The sequence below is a fragment of the Paracoccus lichenicola genome, assembly GCF_009708075.1.
GTDB lineage: Bacteria > Pseudomonadota > Alphaproteobacteria > Rhodobacterales > Rhodobacteraceae > Paracoccus > Paracoccus lichenicola.
Map to the genome: position 1 here is coordinate 232,614 of NZ_WMBT01000001.1, position 21,747 is coordinate 254,360.

General features: G+C 68.7%; 19 protein-coding genes. 9 read left to right on the forward strand and 10 right to left on the reverse strand.

Features of this window, described 5'->3' with window-relative positions; genetic code table 11:
* Positions 1 to 24: 24 nt before the first annotated feature.
* A complete protein-coding gene (locus GIY56_RS01190; protein ID WP_154762988.1) occupies positions 25 to 1,128 on the reverse strand; it encodes an ABC transporter ATP-binding protein in 1,104 nt (367 codons plus the stop codon).
* A gap of 275 nt (positions 1,129 to 1,403) precedes the next feature.
* Between GIY56_RS01190 and GIY56_RS01195 the strand changes: the two genes are divergently transcribed.
* Both GIY56_RS01195 and GIY56_RS01200 read left to right on the forward strand, forming a co-directional pair.
* Positions 1,404 to 2,159 carry a sulfite exporter TauE/SafE family protein gene (locus tag GIY56_RS01195; protein WP_154762989.1) on the forward strand — a complete coding sequence of 252 codons (756 nt, stop codon included), beginning with the start codon at positions 1,404 to 1,406 and terminating at the stop codon, positions 2,157 to 2,159.
* A 4-nt stretch (positions 2,160 to 2,163) separates the two neighbouring features.
* Positions 2,164 to 2,511 (forward strand): RidA family protein, encoded by a 348-nt coding sequence (locus GIY56_RS01200; RefSeq protein WP_154762990.1) that lies wholly within the window; start codon positions 2,164 to 2,166, stop codon positions 2,509 to 2,511.
* Here GIY56_RS01200 and lpxB read toward each other — a convergent pair.
* From lpxB to GIY56_RS01240, 8 genes are read right to left on the reverse strand one after another with little or no spacing between them, the layout of a single operon-like run.
* Complete coding sequence (gene lpxB, locus GIY56_RS01205; RefSeq protein WP_154762991.1) at positions 2,495 to 3,649, reverse strand: lipid-A-disaccharide synthase; 1,155 nt, start codon at positions 3,647 to 3,649, stop codon at positions 2,495 to 2,497. The genes GIY56_RS01200 and lpxB overlap by 17 nt on opposite strands.
* Positions 3,650 to 3,693: 44 nt before the next feature.
* Positions 3,694 to 4,506 (reverse strand): LpxI family protein, encoded by an 813-nt coding sequence (locus GIY56_RS01210; protein WP_154762992.1) that lies wholly within the window; start codon positions 4,504 to 4,506, stop codon positions 3,694 to 3,696.
* Positions 4,503 to 5,285 carry an acyl-ACP--UDP-N-acetylglucosamine O-acyltransferase gene (gene lpxA / locus GIY56_RS01215; protein WP_154762993.1) on the reverse strand — a complete coding sequence of 261 codons (783 nt, stop codon included), beginning with the start codon at positions 5,283 to 5,285 and terminating at the stop codon, positions 4,503 to 4,505. Before lpxA ends, GIY56_RS01210 begins: the two co-directional genes overlap by 4 nt.
* The gene (fabZ, locus tag GIY56_RS01220; RefSeq protein WP_154762994.1) at positions 5,278 to 5,757 is read right to left on the reverse strand and encodes a 3-hydroxyacyl-ACP dehydratase FabZ; all 480 of its coding nucleotides are present in this window, start codon (positions 5,755 to 5,757) and stop codon (positions 5,278 to 5,280) included. Before fabZ ends, lpxA begins: the two co-directional genes overlap by 8 nt.
* A gap of 60 nt (positions 5,758 to 5,817) precedes the next feature.
* Entirely contained in the window at positions 5,818 to 7,938 is a 2,121-nt protein-coding gene (locus GIY56_RS01225) for a hypothetical protein (protein ID WP_154762995.1), read from the reverse strand.
* Positions 7,935 to 10,682 carry a DUF4159 domain-containing protein gene (locus tag GIY56_RS01230; protein WP_154762996.1) on the reverse strand — a complete coding sequence of 916 codons (2,748 nt, stop codon included), beginning with the start codon at positions 10,680 to 10,682 and terminating at the stop codon, positions 7,935 to 7,937. The genes GIY56_RS01225 and GIY56_RS01230 overlap by 4 nt, the downstream gene beginning before the upstream one ends.
* On the reverse strand, positions 10,682 to 11,566 hold the full coding sequence (locus tag GIY56_RS01235; RefSeq protein WP_230312212.1) for a DUF58 domain-containing protein: 885 nt from the start codon (positions 11,564 to 11,566) through the stop codon (positions 10,682 to 10,684). The genes GIY56_RS01230 and GIY56_RS01235 overlap by 1 nt, the downstream gene beginning before the upstream one ends.
* Positions 11,567 to 11,573: 7 nt before the next feature.
* Complete coding sequence (locus GIY56_RS01240) at positions 11,574 to 12,581, reverse strand: AAA family ATPase (RefSeq protein ID WP_154762997.1); 1,008 nt, start codon at positions 12,579 to 12,581, stop codon at positions 11,574 to 11,576.
* Positions 12,582 to 12,644: 63 nt separating this feature from the next.
* On the opposite strand from GIY56_RS01240, the gene GIY56_RS01245 reads away from it, so the two are divergent.
* The 7 genes from GIY56_RS01245 (at position 12,645) to metK (ending at position 21,140) form a co-directional block, all read left to right on the forward strand.
* On the forward strand, positions 12,645 to 13,187 hold the full coding sequence (locus GIY56_RS01245) for a DUF1285 domain-containing protein (RefSeq protein WP_154762998.1): 543 nt from the start codon (positions 12,645 to 12,647) through the stop codon (positions 13,185 to 13,187).
* A complete protein-coding gene (locus GIY56_RS01250) occupies positions 13,187 to 13,948 on the forward strand; it encodes a hydroxypyruvate isomerase family protein (protein ID WP_154762999.1) in 762 nt (253 codons plus the stop codon). Before GIY56_RS01245 ends, GIY56_RS01250 begins: the two co-directional genes overlap by 1 nt.
* 205 nt (positions 13,949 to 14,153) lie before the next feature.
* Positions 14,154 to 15,323 (forward strand): hypothetical protein, encoded by a 1,170-nt coding sequence (locus tag GIY56_RS01260; RefSeq protein WP_154763001.1) that lies wholly within the window; start codon positions 14,154 to 14,156, stop codon positions 15,321 to 15,323.
* Between the two features lie 145 nt (positions 15,324 to 15,468).
* Positions 15,469 to 17,289 (forward strand): translational GTPase TypA, encoded by a 1,821-nt coding sequence (gene typA / locus GIY56_RS01265; RefSeq protein WP_154763002.1) that lies wholly within the window; start codon positions 15,469 to 15,471, stop codon positions 17,287 to 17,289.
* A 292-nt stretch (positions 17,290 to 17,581) separates the two neighbouring features.
* Positions 17,582 to 18,229, forward strand: a complete 648-nt coding sequence (locus GIY56_RS01270; RefSeq protein ID WP_196053512.1) for a TetR-like C-terminal domain-containing protein — start codon at positions 17,582 to 17,584, stop codon at positions 18,227 to 18,229.
* A 340-nt stretch (positions 18,230 to 18,569) separates the two neighbouring features.
* Positions 18,570 to 19,961, forward strand: a complete 1,392-nt coding sequence (gene ahcY, locus GIY56_RS01275) for an adenosylhomocysteinase (RefSeq protein ID WP_328288403.1) — start codon at positions 18,570 to 18,572, stop codon at positions 19,959 to 19,961.
* Between the two features lie 3 nt (positions 19,962 to 19,964).
* Positions 19,965 to 21,140 carry a methionine adenosyltransferase gene (gene metK / locus GIY56_RS01280; protein ID WP_154763004.1) on the forward strand — a complete coding sequence of 392 codons (1,176 nt, stop codon included), beginning with the start codon at positions 19,965 to 19,967 and terminating at the stop codon, positions 21,138 to 21,140.
* A 65-nt stretch (positions 21,141 to 21,205) separates the two neighbouring features.
* Here the strand turns inward: metK and GIY56_RS01285 are convergent, their stop codons facing one another.
* The gene (locus GIY56_RS01285; protein ID WP_154763005.1) at positions 21,206 to 21,676 is read right to left on the reverse strand and encodes a type II toxin-antitoxin system RatA family toxin; all 471 of its coding nucleotides are present in this window, start codon (positions 21,674 to 21,676) and stop codon (positions 21,206 to 21,208) included.
* Between the last annotated feature and the right edge of the window lie 71 nt (positions 21,677 to 21,747).

Here is a 21,747-nt window from a genome sequence, read left to right on the forward strand (position 1 = left end):
CGCCGTCATTCGTGGGCCGGCCCGTCAGACCGGATCCAGCGCACGGGCATCCGCCGGGTGCCAGCCGACCTTGATCCGCTGGCCGGGTTCCAGCCGGGTCTGGCCGATGGTGTTGCGCATCTTCATCACGAAATCGTCGCTGCCCGCCACCTTCAGGCGCGCGCGCAGGATGTCGCCCATGTAGATCACGTCCACCACCGTCGCGCCGATCATGTGGGCGCCGGGGGGCATCATCTCGGGCTTGAACTCGACCCGCTCGGGGCGGATGGACACCAGCGTCTGCTGGCCTTTGGCCGTCACGTTCACCGGGGTCGCGTCGATCACCTCGCCGGTGGCCAGACGCACCAGGGCCTTGTCGCCCGACAGCTCCTCGATGGTGCCGGGCAGCTTGTTGTTCTCGCCGATGAACTGGGCGACGAAGCTGTTCTCGGGGCGTTCGTAAAGGTCGGCGGGCGCGGCAAGCTGCTGGATGCGGCCGTCGTTGAAGACCGCCACGCGGTCGGACATCGTCAAGGCCTCGCCCTGGTCATGGGTGACGTAAACCACCGTGATTCCAAGGCGTTCGTGCAGGTGCTTGATCTCGAACTGCATGTGTTCGCGCAGCTGCTTGTCCAGCGCGCCCAGGGGTTCGTCCATCAGCACCAGTTCCGGGTCGAAGACCAGCGCGCGGGCCAGCGCGATCCGCTGCTGCTGGCCGCCCGACAGTTGCGCGGGGCGGCGGTTGATGAAGCGGCCCATCTGCACCATGTCCAGCGCGCGCGCCACGCGGGCCTCGCGGTCGGACTTGGACATGCCCCGCACCTCCAGCGGGAAGGACAGGTTTTCCCCCACGGTCATGTGCGGAAAAAGGGCATAGTTCTGGAACACCATGCCGATCCCGCGCTTGTGCGGGGGCACCTGGTTGATGGGCCGCCCGGCCAGCCGGATCTCGCCATGAGTCGCGGTCTCGAAGCCCGCAAGCATCATCAGGCAGGTCGTCTTGCCCGACCCCGAGGGGCCAAGCATGGTCAGGAATTCCCCCTTGCCGATGGACAGGTTCAAGTCCTTGACGACAAGCGTTTGTCCGTCATAGCTTTTTTGCACATGCTCGAATGCGACGAAGGCATCGCCGTGGCGGTCGTCCAGCAAAAGGCGCTCTCCCCGTGTTTCTGTTTTCTTGATCAGCGCATCAACACGTTAAGCAGCGCCACGGGACAGGCGCAACACCGTTTGCGACATTTCTTCGCCCTTGAAGGTCGCTAACATGCATCCGCCGCCGCCGCCCGGAAAACAGGCAGGTCCGCCGAAAGGATGGGCAGGCGGCGCGGCAGGCCGGGGCTTGTGCCCTTGCAGTCCTGCCGCTAGCGTCGCAACCGATCGAATCCCGCGGCTGACGAAGCCGTTCACGAACCGGAAGGCCGCCCATGCTGGAAGCTGCCCTGCTGTTTTTCGCCGGGCTGCTTGGCGGGATGCTGAACGCGGTCGCGGGCGGCGGCACCTTCATCACCTTTCCCGCGCTGGTCTTCATCGGCATCCCGCCGGTCGTCGCCAATGCCACCACCACCGTGGCCGCGCTGCCGGGCTATCTCGCCTCGGCCATCGGCTTTCGCGGCGACATCCGCGCCATCCAGGGCGCGCCGTTCCTGAAGCTGACGGTCTGGACGATGGTCGGGGGCGCGGTGGGCAGCGGGCTGCTGCTGGTCAGTTCCAACAAGGCGTTCTCGGCCCTGGTGCCGTTCCTGCTGCTGACCGCGACGCTGGTGTTTTCCTTCGCCGACGACGTGCGGCGCATGGCGTCGCGCTGGCGGTCGGTGGTCAAGCCCTTCGGCCTGGGCATCCTGATGCCGGTGGCGATCTATGGCGGCTATTTCAACGGCGGCCTGGGGATCGTGCTGCTGGCGATGTTCGCGATGTGGGGCATGACCGACCTGCACCAGATGAACGGGCTGAAATGCTGGATGTCCTTCGCGCTGTCGGTGGTGGCCTTCGCGATCTTCGCGGCGGGCGGCGCGGTCGCCTGGGGACCGGCCGCGATCATGGCGGCGGGCACCATCACCGGCGGCTATGCAGGCGCGCCCGTGGCCCGGCGCATCCCGCGCGACACCCTGCGTCTGCTGATCGCCGTGATCGGCCTCGGCATGACCGCGATCTTCTTCTGGCGTCTTTATCAAGGAGCATGAGACCATGAGCGACATCAAGCGTATCGAGACCGGCCCGCGCATGAGCCAGGCGGTCATCGCGAACGGCATCGTCTGGCTGGCGGGCCAGGTGGGCGAGCCGGGCGCATCCGTCGCCGACCAGACCCGCGCCGTGCTGGAGCAGGTGGACCGCCTGCTGGCCCTTGCGGGCACCGACAAGACCCGCATCGTGTCCGCGCAGATATGGCTAGCAGACATGGCCGATTTCGCCGAAATGAACGCTGTCTGGGACGGGTGGGCGCCCCAGGGCCACGCCCCCGCCCGCGCGACCGGAGAGGCGAAGCTGGCCACCCCCGACTACAAGGTCGAGGTGATCGTCACCGCGGTTCTCTGATCGCGCCAAGAACGGACCGGGCCGCGCGCAGGCCCGGCGCCTCGCCCCCCTTGCCCAGGCGGTCCATGGTCAGGTCCATCGCGTCCAACTGCGCGGTCCGGGCGGCAGGGTCGTCCAGCAGCCCGCGCAGCGCCTGCGCCATCGGCGCGGGCTTGCAGTTCCGGCCCAGGAATTCCGGCACCGCGCGCGTGTCGCTGACCAGGTTGACCAGCGTCACCGTTTCGGTTTTCAGCAGCATCCCGACCAGCCAGCGGCTGACCGGCGCCATGTCGTAGCCGATCACCATGGGCACCCGGTTCGCCGCCAGATCCAGGCTGACCGTGCCGGATGCCGCCAGGGCCGCGTCCGCCGCCGCGAAACTCGCGCGCTTGTCCTCGGCCTCCGCGACCACGATGGGCGGCGCGGTCCAGGACGCGGTCAGGGATGCGACCAGGGGCGCGACCCCCGGGACGGTGGGCAGCACCACGCGCATGTCCGGAGTATCGCGGCGCGCGATGTCCAGGGCCTGCCCGAACCGAGGCAGCAGGCGCGCGACCTCGCCCTGCCGCGATCCCGGCAGGCACAGCACGACCGGGCTTTCGGGCGCGATGGCATGGCGGTCGCGGAACAGCGCCGCGTCGTCGGGACCGGCCACGGGGGCGGTGGCGATGGGATGGCCCACGAAATCGCAGGTCATGCCCGCGGCCTGCATCAAGGGCGGCTCGAAGGGCAGGATCGCCAGGACGTGATCCACCACCTCGGCCATCTTCAGCGCCCGCCCTGGCCGCCAGGCCCAGACCGAGGGCGCGACGTAATGGATCACCCGCAAGCCGGGCCGTTCCGCCCGCGCGGCGCGGGCCACGCGCAGGCAGAAATCCGGACTGTCGATGCCGATCAGCGCGTCGGGGTTTTCCGCCGCGACGCGGGCCGCCGTTTCGGCGATGCGGCGTTTCAGGTGGCGGTATTTCGGCAGCACTTCCCAGATGCCCATGACGCTCAGTTCCCCCATGGGAAACAGGCTGTCCAGGCCCTGCGCCGTCATCGCCTCGCCGCCGATGCCCACGAATTCCGCATCCGGCACCAGTTCGCGCAGCCCTGCCATCAGCGCCCCGCCCAGAAGGTCGCCCGAAGGCTCGCCCGCGATCAGGAAGAACTTCATGGGTCCACCTTCGCCTGACGGCTCGGCCAAGATTTCTTCTTCACTCAAATATCCAAATGCGACATCGCCCACAAAAACAACCCTGCCGATTGCGCGCGACGGATCGCCTCTGCCCGGTCCAGCAGGATCACGCCGCCCGCTTGCCAGGCAATCCCCGCCAGGCCAGCCGCCGCAGCCTGGGTCACGCTGTCGGGACCAAGCGTCGGCAGGTCGATGCGCATGTCCTGGCCGGGCTTTGGCGCCTTCCAGAACACGCCCTTGGCGCCGTTCGGATTGGGCCGCAGCCCCGCATGACGCGCCGCGAAGTCCAGCATGGCAGCCGTGCCCGGCAGCGTCTCGATGGCAAGGCACTGGCCCTGGGCCACGACGACCCCCTGCCCCACGTCCAGCGGTCCCAGCGTTTGCAGGATCAGCGCGGCGCGGGCCGCGTCGCGGCGGTCGGCGGCGGAAGGCTCGCCCGTCAGCACCCCTTCGCCGGGGATCAGGTCCGGGGCAACCTCGGCGACCGAGGCGATCTGCAGTCCATGGTCCCCGAACACGTCCAGCACCGCCCGCAGCGCGCCGTCGTCGCCCGACTGCATCGCCATCATGATGCGCGGCACCAGTTGCGCGGTGCGGTTGTCGAACAGTTCCGGGTCCAACCGCGGGCGGCGGATCGCGCCGGCAAAGACCACGCGCGACACGTCCTGGTCGATGAGGCTGTCCAGGAACGGCACCAGCCGCTCCAGCCGGAAGGGCTGCGCCTCGACCCCTTCGGGCGCGAAGCCGTCCAGCGCATAGACCAGCGGCGCGTCCAGCGCGGCGATGACGGCGGGGGCCAGGGCGCCCTGGCCTGCGATGATGGCGGTGCGGGTCATTCGGATTTCGGGGTCAGGAAGCTGCGGTCGGACGGGCCGAGGATGAAGTCCAGCACGTCGCGGACCATCGGCCCGGTTTCGCCCTCGGCCAGATGGCGGGCGCGGTCGCGGAAGCTGCCGCCGCCCAGCTTGTCCAGCATTTCCCGCAATTCGTGGATGTCGGCGCGGCTGGCGCCCCGGCGTTTCAGCCCGACCAGGTTCAGCCCGTCCAGATGCCCGCGCGGTCCCTGCACGAGGCCATAGGGGATCACGTCCGCCGTCACCATCGTCACCGCGCCGATCATCGCGCCGCGCCCGATGCGCACCCATTGATGCACGCCCGACAGCCCGCCGATGATCACGTCGTCGTCCAGGTGGCAATGCCCGGCCAGGGATGCGTTGTTCACCAGGATCACCCGGTCGCCCAGCTGGCAGTCGTGGCCCACATGGCAGCCCGCCATGAACAGCCCGTCGTCGCCGATGCGCGTCACCCTGCCGCCCCCTTCGGTGCCGGGGTTCATGGTGACATATTCGCGGATGCGGTTGCGCGCGCCGATTTCCAGCCGCACGTCCTCGCCCTTGAACTTCAGATCCTGCGGCACCTCGCCGATCGAGGCGAAGGGAAAGATCACCGTGCCCTCGCCAACGCTGGTATCCCCGGCGATGGCGACGTGGGATTTCAGCACCACGCCCTCGGCCAGCCGCACCCTGGGACCGATCACGCAGAACGGCCCGATGCGGACGCCCGCGCCGATCTGCGCGCCGTCCTCGACCACGGCAGTGGGGTGGATGTCAGTCATCGGCCTTCAGCGCCATCATGGCGGTGAATTCGGCGGAGGCGCACAGCTGGCCGTCCACGGTCGCGCGCCCCTCGAACTTCCAGATCTTGCCGCCGCCGCGCAGGGCCTTGCAATGCAGTTCCAGCACGTCGCCGGGCACGACCATGCGGCGGAACTTGCACTTGTCGATGCCCATGAAATAGGTCGCCAAGGGCCGGTCGATGATGTTCATGCTGATGCCCACGATCACGGCCGCGGTCTGGGCCATCGCCTCGACGATGGTGACGCCCGGCATCACGGGTTCCTCGGGGAAATGGCCCTGGAAATGGGGTTCGTTGTTCGTGACCATCTTGACGCCCACGCCGCCTTCGTGGGGGACGATGTCGCGCACCTTGTCGATGAACAGGAACGGATAGCGGTGCGGGATGATGCGCTTGATCAGCGACAGATCGGCCTGGGTGTAAGGGGCGGGGGCGCGCGTTTCGTCGGCCATGATCGTTCCTTCGGGGCGTTTTGTCCCGGTTAGCAATGCCCTTGGCCGTTGGCAAGCCGATCAGGGGGCCGCTGCCCCGGCCCTCGGCGCCCCTCCGCTGCCGCGTCCGGCGCGTCCTTCGCGCAGCCAGCCGGTCAGGATCAGGCCCGCCACCAGCAAAAGCCAGGCCCAACCCGGCAGCAGCGCCCGTCGTTCCAGCCCGGTGACGGATGCCGCCTCGCGCGGAGTGAGGGCAATCCAGTCGCCCAGGCCCGCGCTGCCATGCGCGGTCCGGCCGGGCGCCACGGTGCGCAGGTCGGGCACCCCGTCCGACAGGGCCACCACGCCCCCGCCCGTCGCCGTGACTAGGGGCGCCAGGGCCGCGGCATCGGCCACGGTCTGCTCGAACTCGCGCGGCGCGGCAGGGCCAAGCGCCAGCACCCGGCGCAACTCGCCGTCGGCCAGGCGGTAGAGGCCCGGTTCCGGCGCGGTCCAGTCCGCAGTGAAGCGGCCCGGGCCGGCGGGGACCAGCGGAACCTCCTCGGTCCCGCCATCGGGGCGGGTCACGACCAGCGGCCCGGCGCTGTCCGCCATGGTGCGGCGGGTGAAGCGGACCGACAAGTCGCCCGCGACATCGGCCAGCAGCGCCTCCTCCTCCAGTTCCGGTTCCTTCATCGACCAGTGGGCAATGCGGCGCAGCAGTTCCAGCTGCGGCCCGCCGCCCTCGAAGCCGCGCCCCCACAGCCACACCTGGTCCGAGGTCAGCAGCGCCACCCGCCCCTCGCCCACGCGGTTCAGGATCAGCAGCGGCTGGTCGTCCACCCCGGTCATGGCGACCTGCGCGCCGGGATCGGGCGTGACCGTCGCCATGCGCAGCCATCGGCCCCAGGTGGGATCCTCGCCTTCCGATCCCGGCAGCCCGGCGGTGACGGGGTGGCGCTGGCCATCCTCGGTCAGGCGCGGCAGAAAGGGTTCCTCCAGCACCTGCCCGGTGGGACGCGCGGGCAGGATGCGGCCCAGGGGCGAGAGGTAGAGGCTCTCCACCCCCGCCATCTCCGGCCCCGCCGAGACCAGGATCGCGCCGCCGTCTTCGACATATTGCGCGATGTTGGCATAGTAATCCGGCGGCAGGATGCCCCGCACGCTGTAGCGGTCGAAGATGATGAGGTCGAAATCCTCGATCCGCTCCATGAACAGTTCCTGGGTCGGGAATGCGATCAAGGACAGTTCGTTCACCGGCACGCCGTCGGACTTGTCGGGCGGGCGCAGGATGGTGAAGTGGATCAGATCGACCGCCGCGTCCGATTTCAGCAGGTTGCGCCAGGTCCGTTCGCCTGCGTGGGGTTCGCCCGACACCAGCAGCACGCGCAGCCGGTCGCGCACGCCGTTGATGCTGATGGCGGCGGCGTTGTTGCGGTCGGTCAACTCGCCGCCTTCGGGGGCATCGAAAGCGATCTGGACGACGTTCTGGCCCGCGTGGTCCAGCGTCAGCGGCAGGGTGATCGGCTGGCCCAGGGACACGGCCACCACCTGCTCGTCTTCTCCGTCCAGGGACAGGCGCAGGTTGACGGAACCCGTCTGCGCCTCGGGCGGGACGGCGCCCTGGTCCTCGATGCGCAGGCGAATCGTCACCTGCTGGTCGATCAGGCCGAAGGCGGGGGCTTCCTCGATCACCAGGCGGCGGTCCCAGTCCTGGGGGCGGCCGGTCAGCAGGACATGGACCGGCGCGGGGACGGCAGGTGGCAGCATGGCCGGGTCGTGCAGCCGCCCGTCGGTGACGGCGATCACGCCCGCCAGCCGGGTTTCGGGTTCGGCCGCGATGGCGCGGGCCATCTCGGTCGCAAGCAGGGTGCCGTCGTCGTTGTCGCCCACCGTGACGCGGCGCAACTCGGTGTTGGGCAGCGCGGCGATCTGGCGGGTCAGGGCATCGACGGCCCCGTCCGCCTGCACGCTGCGTTCCGGCAGGGTCTGGCTGGCCGAGCGGTCGTCGATCAGGATCACGATGTCCGACAGGCCCGTGCGGCTGCCGATCTCCAGCGCAGGACCGGCCACGGCCAGCGCGGCGGCAAGCCCCGCAAGCCCGCGCCAGGCCCACCCGCGCAAGCCCCGCCACAGCGCGAAACCCGCGACCAGAACCGCCAGCGCGGCCAGAATGGCGATGGCCCACCAGGGCAGCAGGGGATCGAAGCGAAGCTGGGTCATGGGCCAAGCGTCTCCTCGGTCCGCATCCGGTCCAGAAGGGCGGGAACATGGACCTGGTCGGATTTGTAATTGCCGGTCAGCACATACATCATCAGGTTCACGCCGAACCTGAAGGCCATCTCGCGCTGCTGCTCGCCTTCCCAGCCACGGCCGATGGGATAGGCGGGAAAGCCGTTGGCGTCCACGGCCCAGGCCTCGGCCCAGGAATTGCCGCCGATCACGACCGGGCTGACGCCGTCGTTCAACTGGCGGAAGGGCACGCCCTCGGCAGCCTCGGCGCCCGCGGGGGGCGCTTCCAGCCAGACGGGGTTGCCCTGCCATCGGCCCGGGAAATCGGCCAGCATATAGAAGCTGCGGGTCAGGACGTGGTCTTGCGGGATAGGCGACAGCGGCGGGATTTCCAGGGGCGAGGCCAGGGCCTGCAAGGCCTGCGACATGTCCGGCCCGCCCACGCCCGCGACATCGCCGTCGCGCGTGTCGAACAGGATCATGCCCCCCGAGCGCATGAAGTGATTGAGCCGAACGTAAGCCTGCGGCGACGGCGCTGCCTGCGTGTCGGTGATCGGCCAGTACAGCATCGTCAGCATCGACAGGTCGTCATCGTCCAGATCGACGGCCACCGGTTCCCCCGGCTCGACCGAGGTGCGCTGCGCCAGCACCGCCGACAACCCCCGCAAGCCTTGGCGGGACGCCTCGTCCACGCGGGCGTCGCCGGTCACGACATAGGCCAGCGCGACCTCGTTGGCGGCGCGGACCAGTTCGCGGTCCAGATCCTGCGCGGCGGCAGGCGGCACGGGCTGGACCAGAAGCGCCAGCAGAAGGGCCGCCGCGACCCGCCCGCCCTGCACCAGCGCCGCCGAGCCGAGCGCGTCCAGCGCCAGGATCAGGGCGGCCAAGGCCAGCAACGGTCCCTTCAGGTCGCGCCCGCCCGTCGTGCCGGTCGCCTCGACGGTCGCGCCCGGCCATTCGGCCCGCGCCAGCGGCCCGCCCGCGTTCAGCGCCACCCGCCGTTCGCCCGCGGCATAGATGCCCGCCGGGCGGTCCGGGCCGGGGCCAAGCGCCAGGTCGGCGGCGGGCACCGGGGCCAGTCCTTCTGCGGGCGAGGCGCGGCCAAAGCCGTCCAGCACGGTCTCGGCCGTCCAGAAGGGCTGGTCGCGGTTATCCCCCTGCGCCTCGGCAGGCGAGACGCGGGCGGTCTCGACCAGCCGGTTCAGCATGTCCACGAACAGGCCCGAGATCGGCAGGTTCGACCATTCGGCATTGGCGGTGACGTGGAACAGCACCACCTGCCCCTGCCCCGCGCGGGCGCGCGTCACCAGGGGCGTGTTGTCCGTCAGCGAGGCCAGGGTCTTGTCCGCCAGATCGGGCGCGGGCTGCGCCATCAGTTGCGCGCGGATCGCGACTTCGGCGGGCGGGGTCAGGCCCGCGAAGACGCCATTCGCCGCAAAGGGCAGGATGGCGCGCGGATCGCCCCAGGACAGCGCGCCGCCGATGTCGCGCCCGCCCTGGCGCAGGGCGACGGGGATCAGGGGTTCGTTCTGCAAATCCTCGAACGCGGCCATGCGCGGCCCGGCAAAGCGGATCAGCAGCCCGCCGTCGTTCACCCAATCCGCCAGGTCTTCCGCCTCGGCCAGGTCCACCTGGTCGGCCAGCACGATCACGTCGGGCGCGCTGTCCAGCACATCGCCCAGACCGCCCTCGACCAGGTTGGTCGTCGGCGTCAGGGCGCGGCGCAGGTAATGCAGTTGAGACAGCAGTTCCTGTCCCTCGGCCTGGCGGTCGGCTTCGCCCACCAAGCCCACCTTGCGGCGTTTCACGCGGTCGTCGGCCAGGACCACCGCGCCGGCATGGGCATCGCCCTCGACCTGGAAGCGGGTGATGCGGTTGCGCAGTTCGGGGGGCAGGTCGATGGCCACGGGGCGGGTGCTGACACCGGCGGCGGTCGCGGCATCGCCGGGAGTCAGGCGGGCCAGTTCGCGTTCGACGCCCTGCGGGTCGGGACCGATGGCCAGGATCGCGGGCGCGGCCTCGTCCATCGCGGCCAGCGTCAGCGAAGGCGTGTCGCCCGCGTGCAGCGACAGCGACCGGACGGCCCGGGCGGGCGGGACCACGGTGACGCTCCCGCGATCCGTCAGCGCGGACAGCCAGGCGGCACGGTTCGGATGATCCAGCCCGTCCGCGATCCACAGCGTCTCGAGCGGACCTTCGGGCGCGGCGGCCAGGATCGCGGCGGGATCCTCGGGCAGGCTGGTCGCCCAGGACCGGGGTTGGGCCGCGCGCAATCCGGCCAGCAGGCTGTCGGCGGGGGCAAAGGCCAGGGCGCCTGCCTTGCGCCCGTCGGCCAGCAGCAGGGCGGCGGGGCGGCCCTCGGCTGCGGCATCCGTCAGCGCGGCCTCGGCCCGGGTCAGGCGGGCGGGCCAGTCGGGGGCGGCGGACCAGCCCGCATCCAGCACCACCAGCAGCGGGCCGGTCTGGCCGGATGCAACCACGGGCTTCCAGCTTGGCCCGGCAAAACCCAGGATCAGCGCGGCCACGGCGGCCAGGCGCAGCAGCAGCAGCCACCACGGCGTGCGGCGGGCGACCGGCACGCGGTCCACCAGCCCGCGCAGCAGCGCCACGCCGGGGAAGGCCACAAGGCGCGGCGCGGGCGGCATGGCGCGCAGGATCACCCACAGGATCGGCAGCGCGATCAGCGCCGTCAGCACCCAGGGGGCCGCGAAGCCTATGGGACCCAGCATCAACATCAGCCCGCAAGCACCTGATAAAGCCAGCTTAGCGCAACGGCAGGGGCATGGTCGGTGGTGTGATGGCCAAAGTGCCAGCCCGCTCCTTCTGCCCGGCGGCGCAGCCAGTCACGGCGTTCGGCCAGGCGCGCCAGATAGGCCTCGCGCAGGCCCCCCGCATCGCGGCTGTCATGGCGGATCGCACCCGATAGCGAGCGGAACAGGACCGCGCCGTTGTAGGGAAAGACTTCCTCATCCGGGTCCAGCACCTGCATCAGGACGCCGCCGACCCCCATGCCCGCGGCGCGCGCCAGAAGGCCATCGACCCAGGCCGGATCGTCCAGGAAATCCGACAGGATCACCAGCCGCTGGTTCGGGCGCAGATGGTCGGCGACAGGCGCGTCGTCGTCGCCAGCCTGCGGGCGCAGCGCCACGATCCGTTCGGCCAGCCGGTCCGCCTGCACCCGGCCCGCGCGGGCGGGCTGGCCCAGCAGCCCCACCTTTTCCCCCCCGCGCAGCAGCACCATCGCCAAGGCCAGCGCCAGCAGATGCGCGCGGTCGGCCTTGGTCGGGCGGTCGGGGCTGCCGGAGTAACCCATCCCCTGCCCGGCGGAAATCCACAGCCCCACGGCCTGCGCCGTCTGCGCCTCGCGGTCGCGCACGAATTGCGCGTCCGACCGGGCAGACCGGCGCCAGTCGATGCTGCGGGCGGAATCGCCTTGGGCAGCGGGGCGGTATTGCCAGAAATCCTCGCCCGGGCCGCCGCGCCGCAACCCGTGCGCGCCGGGGGCGATCATCGCGGCCAGGCGTTCGGCCGACAGGATCAGCGCGGGCAGATGCGCGCTTGCCGATTGCGCCCCTGAACGGAGATGGGCGGCGCGGAACTCGGCGGGGTTTCGAGTCAAGGCATCCTCATGCGGCCTGGCTTCTGCCGAAGCGGCCGTCCAGAAGTCGGGCGATCACGCTGTCCACGGTGTCCCCGCGCGCACGGGCGGCAAAGGACAGCGCCATGCGGTGGCGCAGGACCGGGGCGGCCATGGCCTCGACATCCTCCAGCGTGGGGGCGAAGCGGCCGTTCAGCACGGCGCGCGCCCGCGTGACCAGCATCAAGGCCTGCGCGGCGCGCGGCCCCGGTCCCCAGACCAGCGCGTCGCCCACGAAGCTGGCCTGTTCGGCGCTGCCTGGGCGGCAGGCGCGGACCAGATCCAGGATCGCCTCGACCACCGCTTCGCCCACCGGCATCTGGCGGATCAGGCGCTGCGCGGCAATCAGGCTGTCGGCGTCGAAGGCGGCATGGGCGCGCCCGTCCTCGACCCCCGTGGTGGCCAGCAGGATCGCGCGTTCGGTGTCGCGGTCGGGATAATCCACGTCTATCTGCAACAGGAAGCGGTCAAGCTGCGCCTCGGGCAACGGATAGGTGCCCTCCTGCTCGATGGGGTTCTGGGTGGCAAGCACGTGGAACGGGCGGCCCAAGGGGCGGTGCTGGCCGCTGATCGTGACCTCTCGCTCCTGCATGGCTTGCAGCAGCGCGGATTGGGTGCGGGGAGACGCCCGGTTGATCTCGTCCGCCATCAGAAGCTGGGTGAAGACCGGCCCTTCGATGAAGCGGAAGGCGCGGGAACCGTCGGGCAGCACGTCCAGCACCTCGGACCCCAGGATGTCGGCGGGCATCAGGTCGGGGGTGAACTGGATGCGCTGGCTGCCCAGGCCCAGGACCGTGGACAGCGTATCGACCAGCATGGTCTTGCCCAGGCCCGGCTGGCCCACCAGCAGCGCGTGGCCGCCCGACAGGATAGCGGCCAGGACCTGCTCGACCACCTCGTGCTGGCCCACGAAACGGCGCTCGATGCTGGTGCGGGCATCGGCCAGGGCCTGCGCAAGCTGTTCGACCCGGGTAACCAGAATCTCATCCGAAGCCATGACAATGCCCCTTCGCTGCTTTAGACCGACCATAAGAGGATATGCGAAAGGCGACCACAGGGAATGGCAGATCGCGGTGACAAAGCTGTGAGCGCCGAGGGCATTGCCGCCGCCGCCAGCAAGGCGGCCAAGGGCGGACCCGCGCCGGTGCATTTGTGGAACCCGCCCTTCTGCGGCGACCTGGACATGGAGATCCGCGCCGACGGCACCTGGTTCTATCAGGGCACGCCCATCGGCAGGCCCGCGATGGTGCGGCTGTTTTCCACCATCCTGAAGCGAGAGGGGGACCGCTTCTTCCTGGTCACGCCCGTCGAAAAGGTGGGAATCCGCGTGGTGGACGCGCCTTTCCTGGCCGTCGATGCCGAGATCGCGCCGGACGCCGTGACCTTCACCACCAACGTGGGCGACCGGGTGACGGCAGGGCCGGACAACCCGATCACCCTGCGCGGCACGGCGGGCGAACCCCGCCCCTATATCCATGTCCGCGCGGGGCTGGAGGCGCTGATCGACCGCAAGACCTTTTACCGCCTGGCCGAGGCCGCGGCCGAGGAGGGGGGCCGCAGCGGCATCCGCTCGGGCGGCATCTTCTTTCCGTTGGAGCCGTGATGCCCCGTTTCGCCGCCAACCTGACGATGCTGTTCACCGAACTGCCCATGCTGGAGCGATTCGCGGCCGCCGCAAAGGCAGGCTTCCAGGGCGTCGAGATCCTGTTCCCCTATGACATCGCGGCCCGCGACCTGTCGCGCGCGGCCATCGCGGCGGGGCTGGACTTCGTCCTGATGAACACGCCGCCCCCGAACTGGGCGGGCGGCCCGCGCGGCTTTGCCGCCGAACCGGGCCGGGAGGAACGGTTCCGCAGCGACTTCGATCGGGCGCTGCGCTTTGCGGGGGTGCTGCGGCCGCGGCACATCCATGTCATGGCGGGCCATGCCCAGGGGCGTGAGGCGCGCGACACCTTCGCCCGGAACCTCCGCTGGGCCGCCGAGCGCGCGCCCCATGTCAACCTGACGATCGAGCCGCTGAACCCGGTGGACCAGCCCGGCTATTTCCTGGCCGATTTCGACCTGGCGGCCGAACTGATCGCCGAGACGGGCGCGCCGAACCTGGGGCTGCAATTCGATGCCTATCACGCGCAGCGGATCACGGGCGACGCCATGGCTGTCTGGCGCAGGCACGCGGGCATCATCCGCCACATCCAGATCGCCGGCGTTCCGGGACGGCACGAACCGTCAGGCGGAATGATCGACTATCAGGGCTTCTTCGCGGCCCTCGACCGGTCGGGCTACAAGGGTTGGGTCAGCGCGGAATACAACCCGGCCGGGCTGACGACCGAGGGCCTGGGCTGGCTGCCGCGAAGCCCCGCCTGAGGGATCGCGCCTGCAGGGAACCGGGGTTTCCCCCTTGCGTTACCGCCATGCCATCGTTCGGAAAAATCCGGTTCCCGGGCGTGATCAACAGCGGAGACAAACCATGAATTCCATCATCTATATCGTCGGCCTGGTGGTCGTCGTCCTGTTCATCCTGTCGTTCCTTGGCCTTCGCTAAGCCGTTCTTGCTGAAAGGCTGATCGACATGAGCATCAATCCCGACGCGACCCCGCAGCGCCCCATCATGGACTGGCCCGCCATCCTGTCGGGTGCCGCCATCGCCGCAGGCGCCATGGTCGTCTTCACCGGCTTCACCGCCGCCATCGGCCTGGGGTCGGTTTCGGCGGAACCGGGCGAAGGCCTGGGCACGTTCGCGGCCATCCTGTTCGGCCTGTTCGCGTTCCTCAGCACGCTGGCTTCCTATGCGTTGGGCGGATATGTCGCCGGGCGGATGCGCACCCCCGCCACCGCCCACGCTTCCGCCACGACCGTGACGGCGGATGAAACCCGCGCCCGTGACGGCGTGCATGGCCTGACCGTCTGGGCCATCGGCACGCTGATCAGCGCGATCATGACCCTGGGCCTGCTATCCGGCGGCGTGCGCGCCGTGGGTTCGGCCGCAAGCACCGCGATCGAGGCGGGCGGATCGGCCGTGGGCGGCGCCCTGCAAGGCGCGGGCCAACTGGCCGGCGGCGTCGTGGGCGGCGTGGGCCAGGTCGCGGGTGGCGTGATCAGCGGCGCGGGCCAGGCGGCCGGCGGCGCCCTGCAAGGCGCGGGCGAGGCCGCGGGCGGCGGCACGCTGGACGACATGCTGCCCGAAGGGATGCAGCAGAACCCGATGGACTACATCACGAACCGCCTGCTGCGCCCACAGGACACCGCGCCGGATGCCTTTTCGGACGAGGCGATCCGCAGCGAGATCGCGGGCATCGTGGGCACCGTGCTGCGCACCGGCGAACTGCCCCAGGAAGACCGCGATTACCTGATCCGCGCCGTCGCCGCCCGCACCCGGCTGACCCAACCCGAGGTAGAGGCCCGCGTCGATCAGGCCGTGACCGAGGTGCAGACCCTGCGGGCCGAGGCAGAACAGCGCCTGGCCGATGTCCAGGCCCAGGCGCAACAGGCCCTGGACACCGCCCAGGCCGAGGCGCAGCGTCTGCAGGACGAGGCTGCGCAGCGGCTGGAGGAAGCCCGCCAGGCCGCCATCGATGCGGCCGAGGCTGCCCGAAGCGCCGCCGTCTGGTCGGCCTTCCTGCTGGCCGCATCGACCCTGATCGCGGGCGCGGTGGCCTTCCTTGCGGCCATTCGCGGCGGCCATGACCGCGACGAAGGCCGGGTCTGGGCAGGCCTGCATCGCGGCATCCGCAACCGCTGAACCCCTGCCCCATCGCCCCGATCGACCCCGCCGCCGTCATGCGGCGGGGTTTTCCGTGGCGCTGTCGTGACCGGTCCCGTCCCGATTTCATCTGGCCTTTTGGCCTGCGATTGTTTAGGGCGACCGCAAATCGAAAAGGTCGCTCATGGATATCCGCAACATCGCCATCATCGCTCACGTTGACCACGGCAAGACGACGCTGGTCGATCAGCTGTTGCGCCAATCGGGGTCGTTCCGCGAAAACCAGGCCGTCGCCGAACGGGCGATGGACAGCAACGACATCGAACGCGAACGCGGCATCACCATCCTGGCCAAGGCCACGTCGGTCGAATGGAAGGGCACGCGGATCAACATCGTGGACACGCCGGGCCACGCCGATTTCGGCGGAGAGGTCGAGCGGATCCTGTCCATGGTCGATGGCGTCTGCCTGCTGGTCGATGCCGCCGAAGGCCCGATGCCGCAGACGAAGTTCGTGCTGGCCAAGGCGCTGGCCCTGGGCCTGCGCCCCATCGTGGTGCTGAACAAGGTGGACAAGCCCGCAGCCGAACCCGACAACGCGCTGAACGACGTGTTCGACCTGTTCGCGAACTTGGGCGCCAGCGACGAACAGCTTGATTTCCCGCATGTCTATGCCTCGGGCATCGGCGGTTGGGCGGACGAGACGCTGGACGGTCCGCGCAAGGACATGTCGGCGCTGTTCGACCTGATCCTGAGCCACGTCCAGCCGCCCAAGCAGATCGCCCGGTCGGGCGAGCCGTTCCAGATGCTGGCGACCACGCTGTCCGCCGACCCCTTCCTGGGCCGCCTTCTGACCGGCCGGGTCGAGGCGGGCCGCGCCAAGGCAGGCGACACCGTCAAGGCCCTGTCGCGCGACGGCGAGCGGATCGAGCAGTTCCGCATCAGCAAGATCCTGGCCTTCCGCGGCCTGACCCAGACCACCATCGACGAGGCGCAGGCGGGCGACATCGTGACCCTGGCCGGCATGTCCAAGGCCACCGTCGCCGACACCATCGCCGCGCTGGAGGTGGACACCGCCCTGCCCGCGCAGCCCATCGACCCGCCCACCATCAGCGTGACCTTCGGGATCAACGACTCGCCCCTGGCCGGTCAGGACGGCAAGAAGGTCCAGTCCCGCGTGATCCGCGAACGCCTGATGCGCGAGGCCGAGGTCAACGTCGCCATCAAGGTCGAGGACACGCCGGGCGGCGACGCCTTTGTCGTCTCGGGCCGGGGCGAATTGCAGATGGGCGTGCTGATCGAGAACATGCGCCGCGAAGGCTTCGAGCTGTCGATCTCCCGCCCCCGCGTGATCTTCCGCGACGAGGACGGCCAACGCCTGGAACCGGTCGAGGAAGTCATCATCGACGTGGACGACGATTACACCGGCGTGGTGATCGAAAAGCTGACCGGCGAACGCAAGGGCGACATGGTGGACATGCGCCCGGCGGGCGTGGGCAAGACCCGGATTGTCGCGCACGTGCCCTCGCGCGGCTTGATCGGATACCACGGCGAATTCATGACCGACACGCGCGGCAACGGCGTCTTGAACCGCATCTTCCACGGCTGGGTTCCCTACAAGGGTCCGATCCAGGGCCGCCGCCAGGGCGTCCTGATCTCCATGGAGGACGGGGTGTCCGTCGCCTATGCCCTGTGGAACCTGGAAGACCGGGGCAAGATGTTCATCGGCGCCCAGGAACAGCTGTACCAGGGCATGATCATCGGCGAACATTCCCGCGACAACGACCTGGAAGTGAACCCGCTGAAAGGCAAGAAGCTGACCAACGTCCGCGCCTCGGGCACCGACGAGGCCGTGCGCCTGACGCCCCCGGTCCGCATGTCGCTGGAAGAGGCCATCGCCTATGTCAACGACGACGAACTGGTCGAGGTGACGCCCAAGAACATCCGCCTGCGCAAGCGCCACCTGGATCCGCACGAACGCAAGCGCCAGGCCCGCGCGGAAGGCTGACAAAAGTTTCCCCAAGGTCAAGCTGTAGTTTTAGCGAAGTTCGCACCCATCGGATGCCGTGATAGGGTTCTGTCAGGGCACCCGTATCGGGATCATCGGCAATGGTCAGAGGTCATTCACTTCCCGCCAGGACAGCAGGAAATGCGGTTGCGGATTCGTCTGCACATATTATTGCCGTCCGGGGACCGCTGCCGGGAACCCGACGCCTGAAGAACGGTTCATCTTGTCGGGGGGATGGTTGCGACGCTGCACCGTTTGCCCGGCCATGAATCCTGTCATACGGAAACGGAGCATGAGCAAGCACGACGACATCATGAAGGGACTGGGCCTGCATGGCCAGGCTGTCGTCGCGACGATCGAGCTGATGGCGGACTTGGGCAAGCGCGATCCGGATCTGGATCATGTCGCCCGTCGGATCGGGATGCCCGCCTGCGACCTGCGCCGGATCTTCCCTGACGATCAGAGCCTGCTGATCGCCGTGGCAGAGCAGGCCCTGGTCCGGCTGATGGATTCCTGCACGAAGGCGGTCGTCAAGATCAACCCTGACGATGCGGTTGCCCAGTTCCTTGCGCTTGGCAGTGCCTATATCCGCTGGGCGGCGGATCACCGGGCGCAGTTCCGGCTGATCACCAGCCATCCGACCATGGACGCCATGCGGATCCCCGAACTGCGCCGCTATCTGGATTCGGTGACCGATCTCATGGTCCGGATGCTGGAACGCGCCCGGGCGGCGGGCCACCTGCGCGAGGACGAGAACATCGCGATGATCGTGCTGTCGTCGCGGGCTTTTGCCTATGGCCTGGCGCGCATGGTGGTCGATGGCCGGATGGAAAGCCTGCTTCCCTCTCAGGATCCGATCGAGGTGGCGGAACGCGCCCTGGCCGATTTCGTCATGCGCTTCGCCCGCACGGCCGCAAGGCGGTCTTCCCGCGCAAGGTGACGCCGTCACGATCGCGGTGCGCCGTTTCGATACCTCCATTTCGCCCGTGTGACGCGGCAGGACACGTCCCCGGCATCGTCTTAATCAAATATTCAGATTGGTCTGACACCCTGTCGCGTGAAGGGGCGGGCCTGCCGCCATCCGGTCCGACGGGGGGTGTCGTGGGGAAGGAAGGCGGACAGCGCACTGCCGCCTTCCGGGCTGCGGCGGATCTGGGGTTCCGCCGCAGCCACATGACCTTGCCACGGCAGGCGGGCGGCGTCAGCCCTTTTCGCTTTTGATCAGGGCTGGCTTGGGCTATCCGGTCGCAGACCACAGGACAGACGAAAGACGAACCGCCGTGACCGATCACATCATCCGCGACATCGCCTTGGCCGATTACGGCCGCAAGGAACTGGACATCGCCGAAACGGAAATGCCCGGCCTGATGGCACTGCGGGCGGAATACGGCGCGGCGAAACCCCTGGCGGGCGCGCGCATCGCGGGCAGCCTGCACATGACGATCCAGACCGCCGTGCTGATCGAAACCCTGACCGCCCTTGGCGCCGATGTCCGCTGGGCGTCCTGCAACATCTATTCCACCCAGGACCACGCGGCGGCCGCCATCGCCGCCACGGGCGTGCCGGTCTTCGCCGTCAAGGGCGAGACGCTGGCGGAATACTGGGCCTATACCGACCGGATCTTCCGCTTTGCCGAGGGCACGGCGAACATGATCCTGGACGACGGCGGGGATGCCACCATGTATGTCCTGCTGGGCGCGCGGGTCGAGGCGGGAGAGACCGGCCTGATCGACGTGCCGACCAGCGAGGAAGAAGAAGCCCTGTTCGCCCAGATTCGCAAGCGGATCGCCGAAACCCCCGGCTGGTTCGCCCGCCAGCGCGACGCCATCAAGGGCGTTTCCGAGGAAACGACCACCGGCGTCCATCGCCTGTACGACCTGCACAAGCGCGGTCTGCTGCCCTTCCCGGCGATCAACGTGAACGACAGCGTCACCAAGTCCAAATTCGACAACAAGTACGGCTGCAAGGAATCGCTGGTCGATGGCATCCGCCGCGCCACCGACACGATGATGGCGGGCAAGGTCGCGGTCGTCTGCGGCTATGGCGACGTGGGCAAGGGGTCGGCCGCGTCCCTGCAAGGCGCGGGCGCGCGGGTGAAGGTGACCGAGGTCGATCCGATCTGCGCCCTGCAAGCCGCCATGGACGGGTTCGAGGTCGTGCTGCTGGAGGATGTCGCCGCGACCGCCGACATCTTCGTCACCACCACCGGCAACCGCGACGTGATCCGCATCGAGCATATGCGCCAGATGAAGGACATGGCGATCGTCGGCAACATCGGCCATTTCGACAACGAAATCCAGGTGGCCGCCCTGCGCAACCACAAATGGACCAACATCAAGGACCAAGTGGACATGATCGAGATGCCTTCGGGCAACCGCATCATCCTGCTGTCCCAGGGGCGCCTGCTGAACCTGGGTAACGCCACGGGCCATCCGTCCTTCGTCATGTCGGCCAGCTTCACCAACCAGGTGCTGGCCCAGATCGAGCTGTGGACCAAGGGCGACGACTATGCGCCCGGCGTCTATATCCTGCCCAAGGCGCTGGATGAAAAGGTCGCGCGTCTGCATCTGGACAAGGTGGGCGCGAAGCTGACACAACTGTCGCGCGAGCAGGCCGAATACATCGGCGTGACGCCCCAAGGCCCGTTCAAATCAGATCATTACCGGTATTGAGTCATGGAATATTCGCTGTTCACCTCGGAATCCGTTTCCGAGGGCCATCCCGACAAGATCGCCGACCAGATTTCCGACGCCATCCTGGACGCCATCCTGGCCGAGGATCCGCGCGCCCGCGTGGCCTGCGAAACGATGGTGAAGACCGGCGTCGCCATCATCTCGGGCGAGATTTCGACGGCTGCCTGGGTCGATCTGGAAAGCATCGTGCGCGGCGTCATCAACGACATCGGCTACACGTCGTCCGACGTGGGCTTCGACGGGTCCACCTGTTCGGTCATCAACATCATCGGCAAGCAATCGCCCGAGATCAACCAGGGCGTGGACCGCGACAACCTGGAAGACCAGGGCGCGGGCGACCAGGGGCTGATGTTCGGCTATGCCTCAGACGAGACCGACGTGCTGATGCCCGCCCCCATCACCTATGCCCACCGGCTGGTGGAGCAGCAATCCAAGGTCCGCCGCGACGGCACGCTGAAATGGCTGCGCCCGGACGCAAAATCCCAGGTGACGCTGCGCTATGACGCGGACGGCCGCCCGTCGGGGATCGACGCGGTGGTGCTGTCCACGCAGCACAACCCGGAAATCACGTTGTCCGACCTGCGAGAGGCCGTGATCGAGGAGATCATCAAGCCCGTCCTGCCCGCCGAATGGCTGTCCGACGCGACCAAGTATTTCATCAACCCGACCGGCAAGTTCGTGATCGGCGGGCCGGTGGGCGATTGCGGGCTGACGGGCCGCAAGATCATCGTGGACAGCTATGGCGGCATGGCGCGGCACGGCGGCGGCGCGTTTTCGGGCAAGGATCCGTCCAAGGTGGACCGCTCGGCGGCCTATGCGGGCCGCTGGGTCGCCAAGAACATCGTGGCCGCCGGGCTTGCCCGCCGCTGCGAGATCCAGGTGAGCTATGCCATCGGCGAGGCGCAGCCGACCTCGATCAGCCTCAACACCTTCGGCACGGAAACGGTGCCCCACGACAAGATCGTGGCCGCGGTGCGCGAGGTCTTCGACCTGCGCCCCTTCGCCATCATCCGCGACCTGGACCTGCTGCACCCGATCTATCGCCCGACTGCGAGTTACGGGCACTTCGGGCGCCAGCCCTATCAGTTGAACCGGGGAACGGCGTTCAGCTGGGAAAAGACGGACCGGGCCGAGGCGTTGAAGGCAGCGCTGAGCTGAACCGGCAGAAAGGGGGGCGCTGCCCCCCTGGCCCCCAGGGATATTTGGCCCAAGGCAAAGGGACCTTACCTGGGACCGTAGAGCTTTTTCGCCCGCGCCTCGAACGCGCGCACGATCCGCACCATCGCCTCGTGGAACACGACCCCGATCAGCTTTTGCAGGATCAGGTTCTTGAACTCGAAATCCACAAAGAAATCGACGCGGCAGCCGCCCTCGGGACGGTCGGTGAAGGTCCAGCCGCTGCGCATGTACTTGAAGGGACCGTCCAGGTATTCCGTGTCGATCTTCAGCGCGCCGGTCGCCGGGTCGGCGGGCCACAGGACCACGCGGCTGCCGAAGCGTTCGCGGAAGACCTTGAAGCTGATCACCAGGTCGGCGGCGATCTCCTCGGACCCGTCGGGGCGGGTTTCGCGCGACCGGATGCGGGCGGCGCTGTTCCAGGGCAGGAACTGCGGATAGCTTTCGACATCGGCCACCAGGTCGAACATCTGCTTGGCGCTATAGGGAAGGACGCGGGAATCCTGATGGTTCGGCAAAACGGTCTCGCAGGGTTCGGTCTTGAAAGGCGACGGGGACTCTGATCGAGTCGCCCCGATCTAGCAGGAGG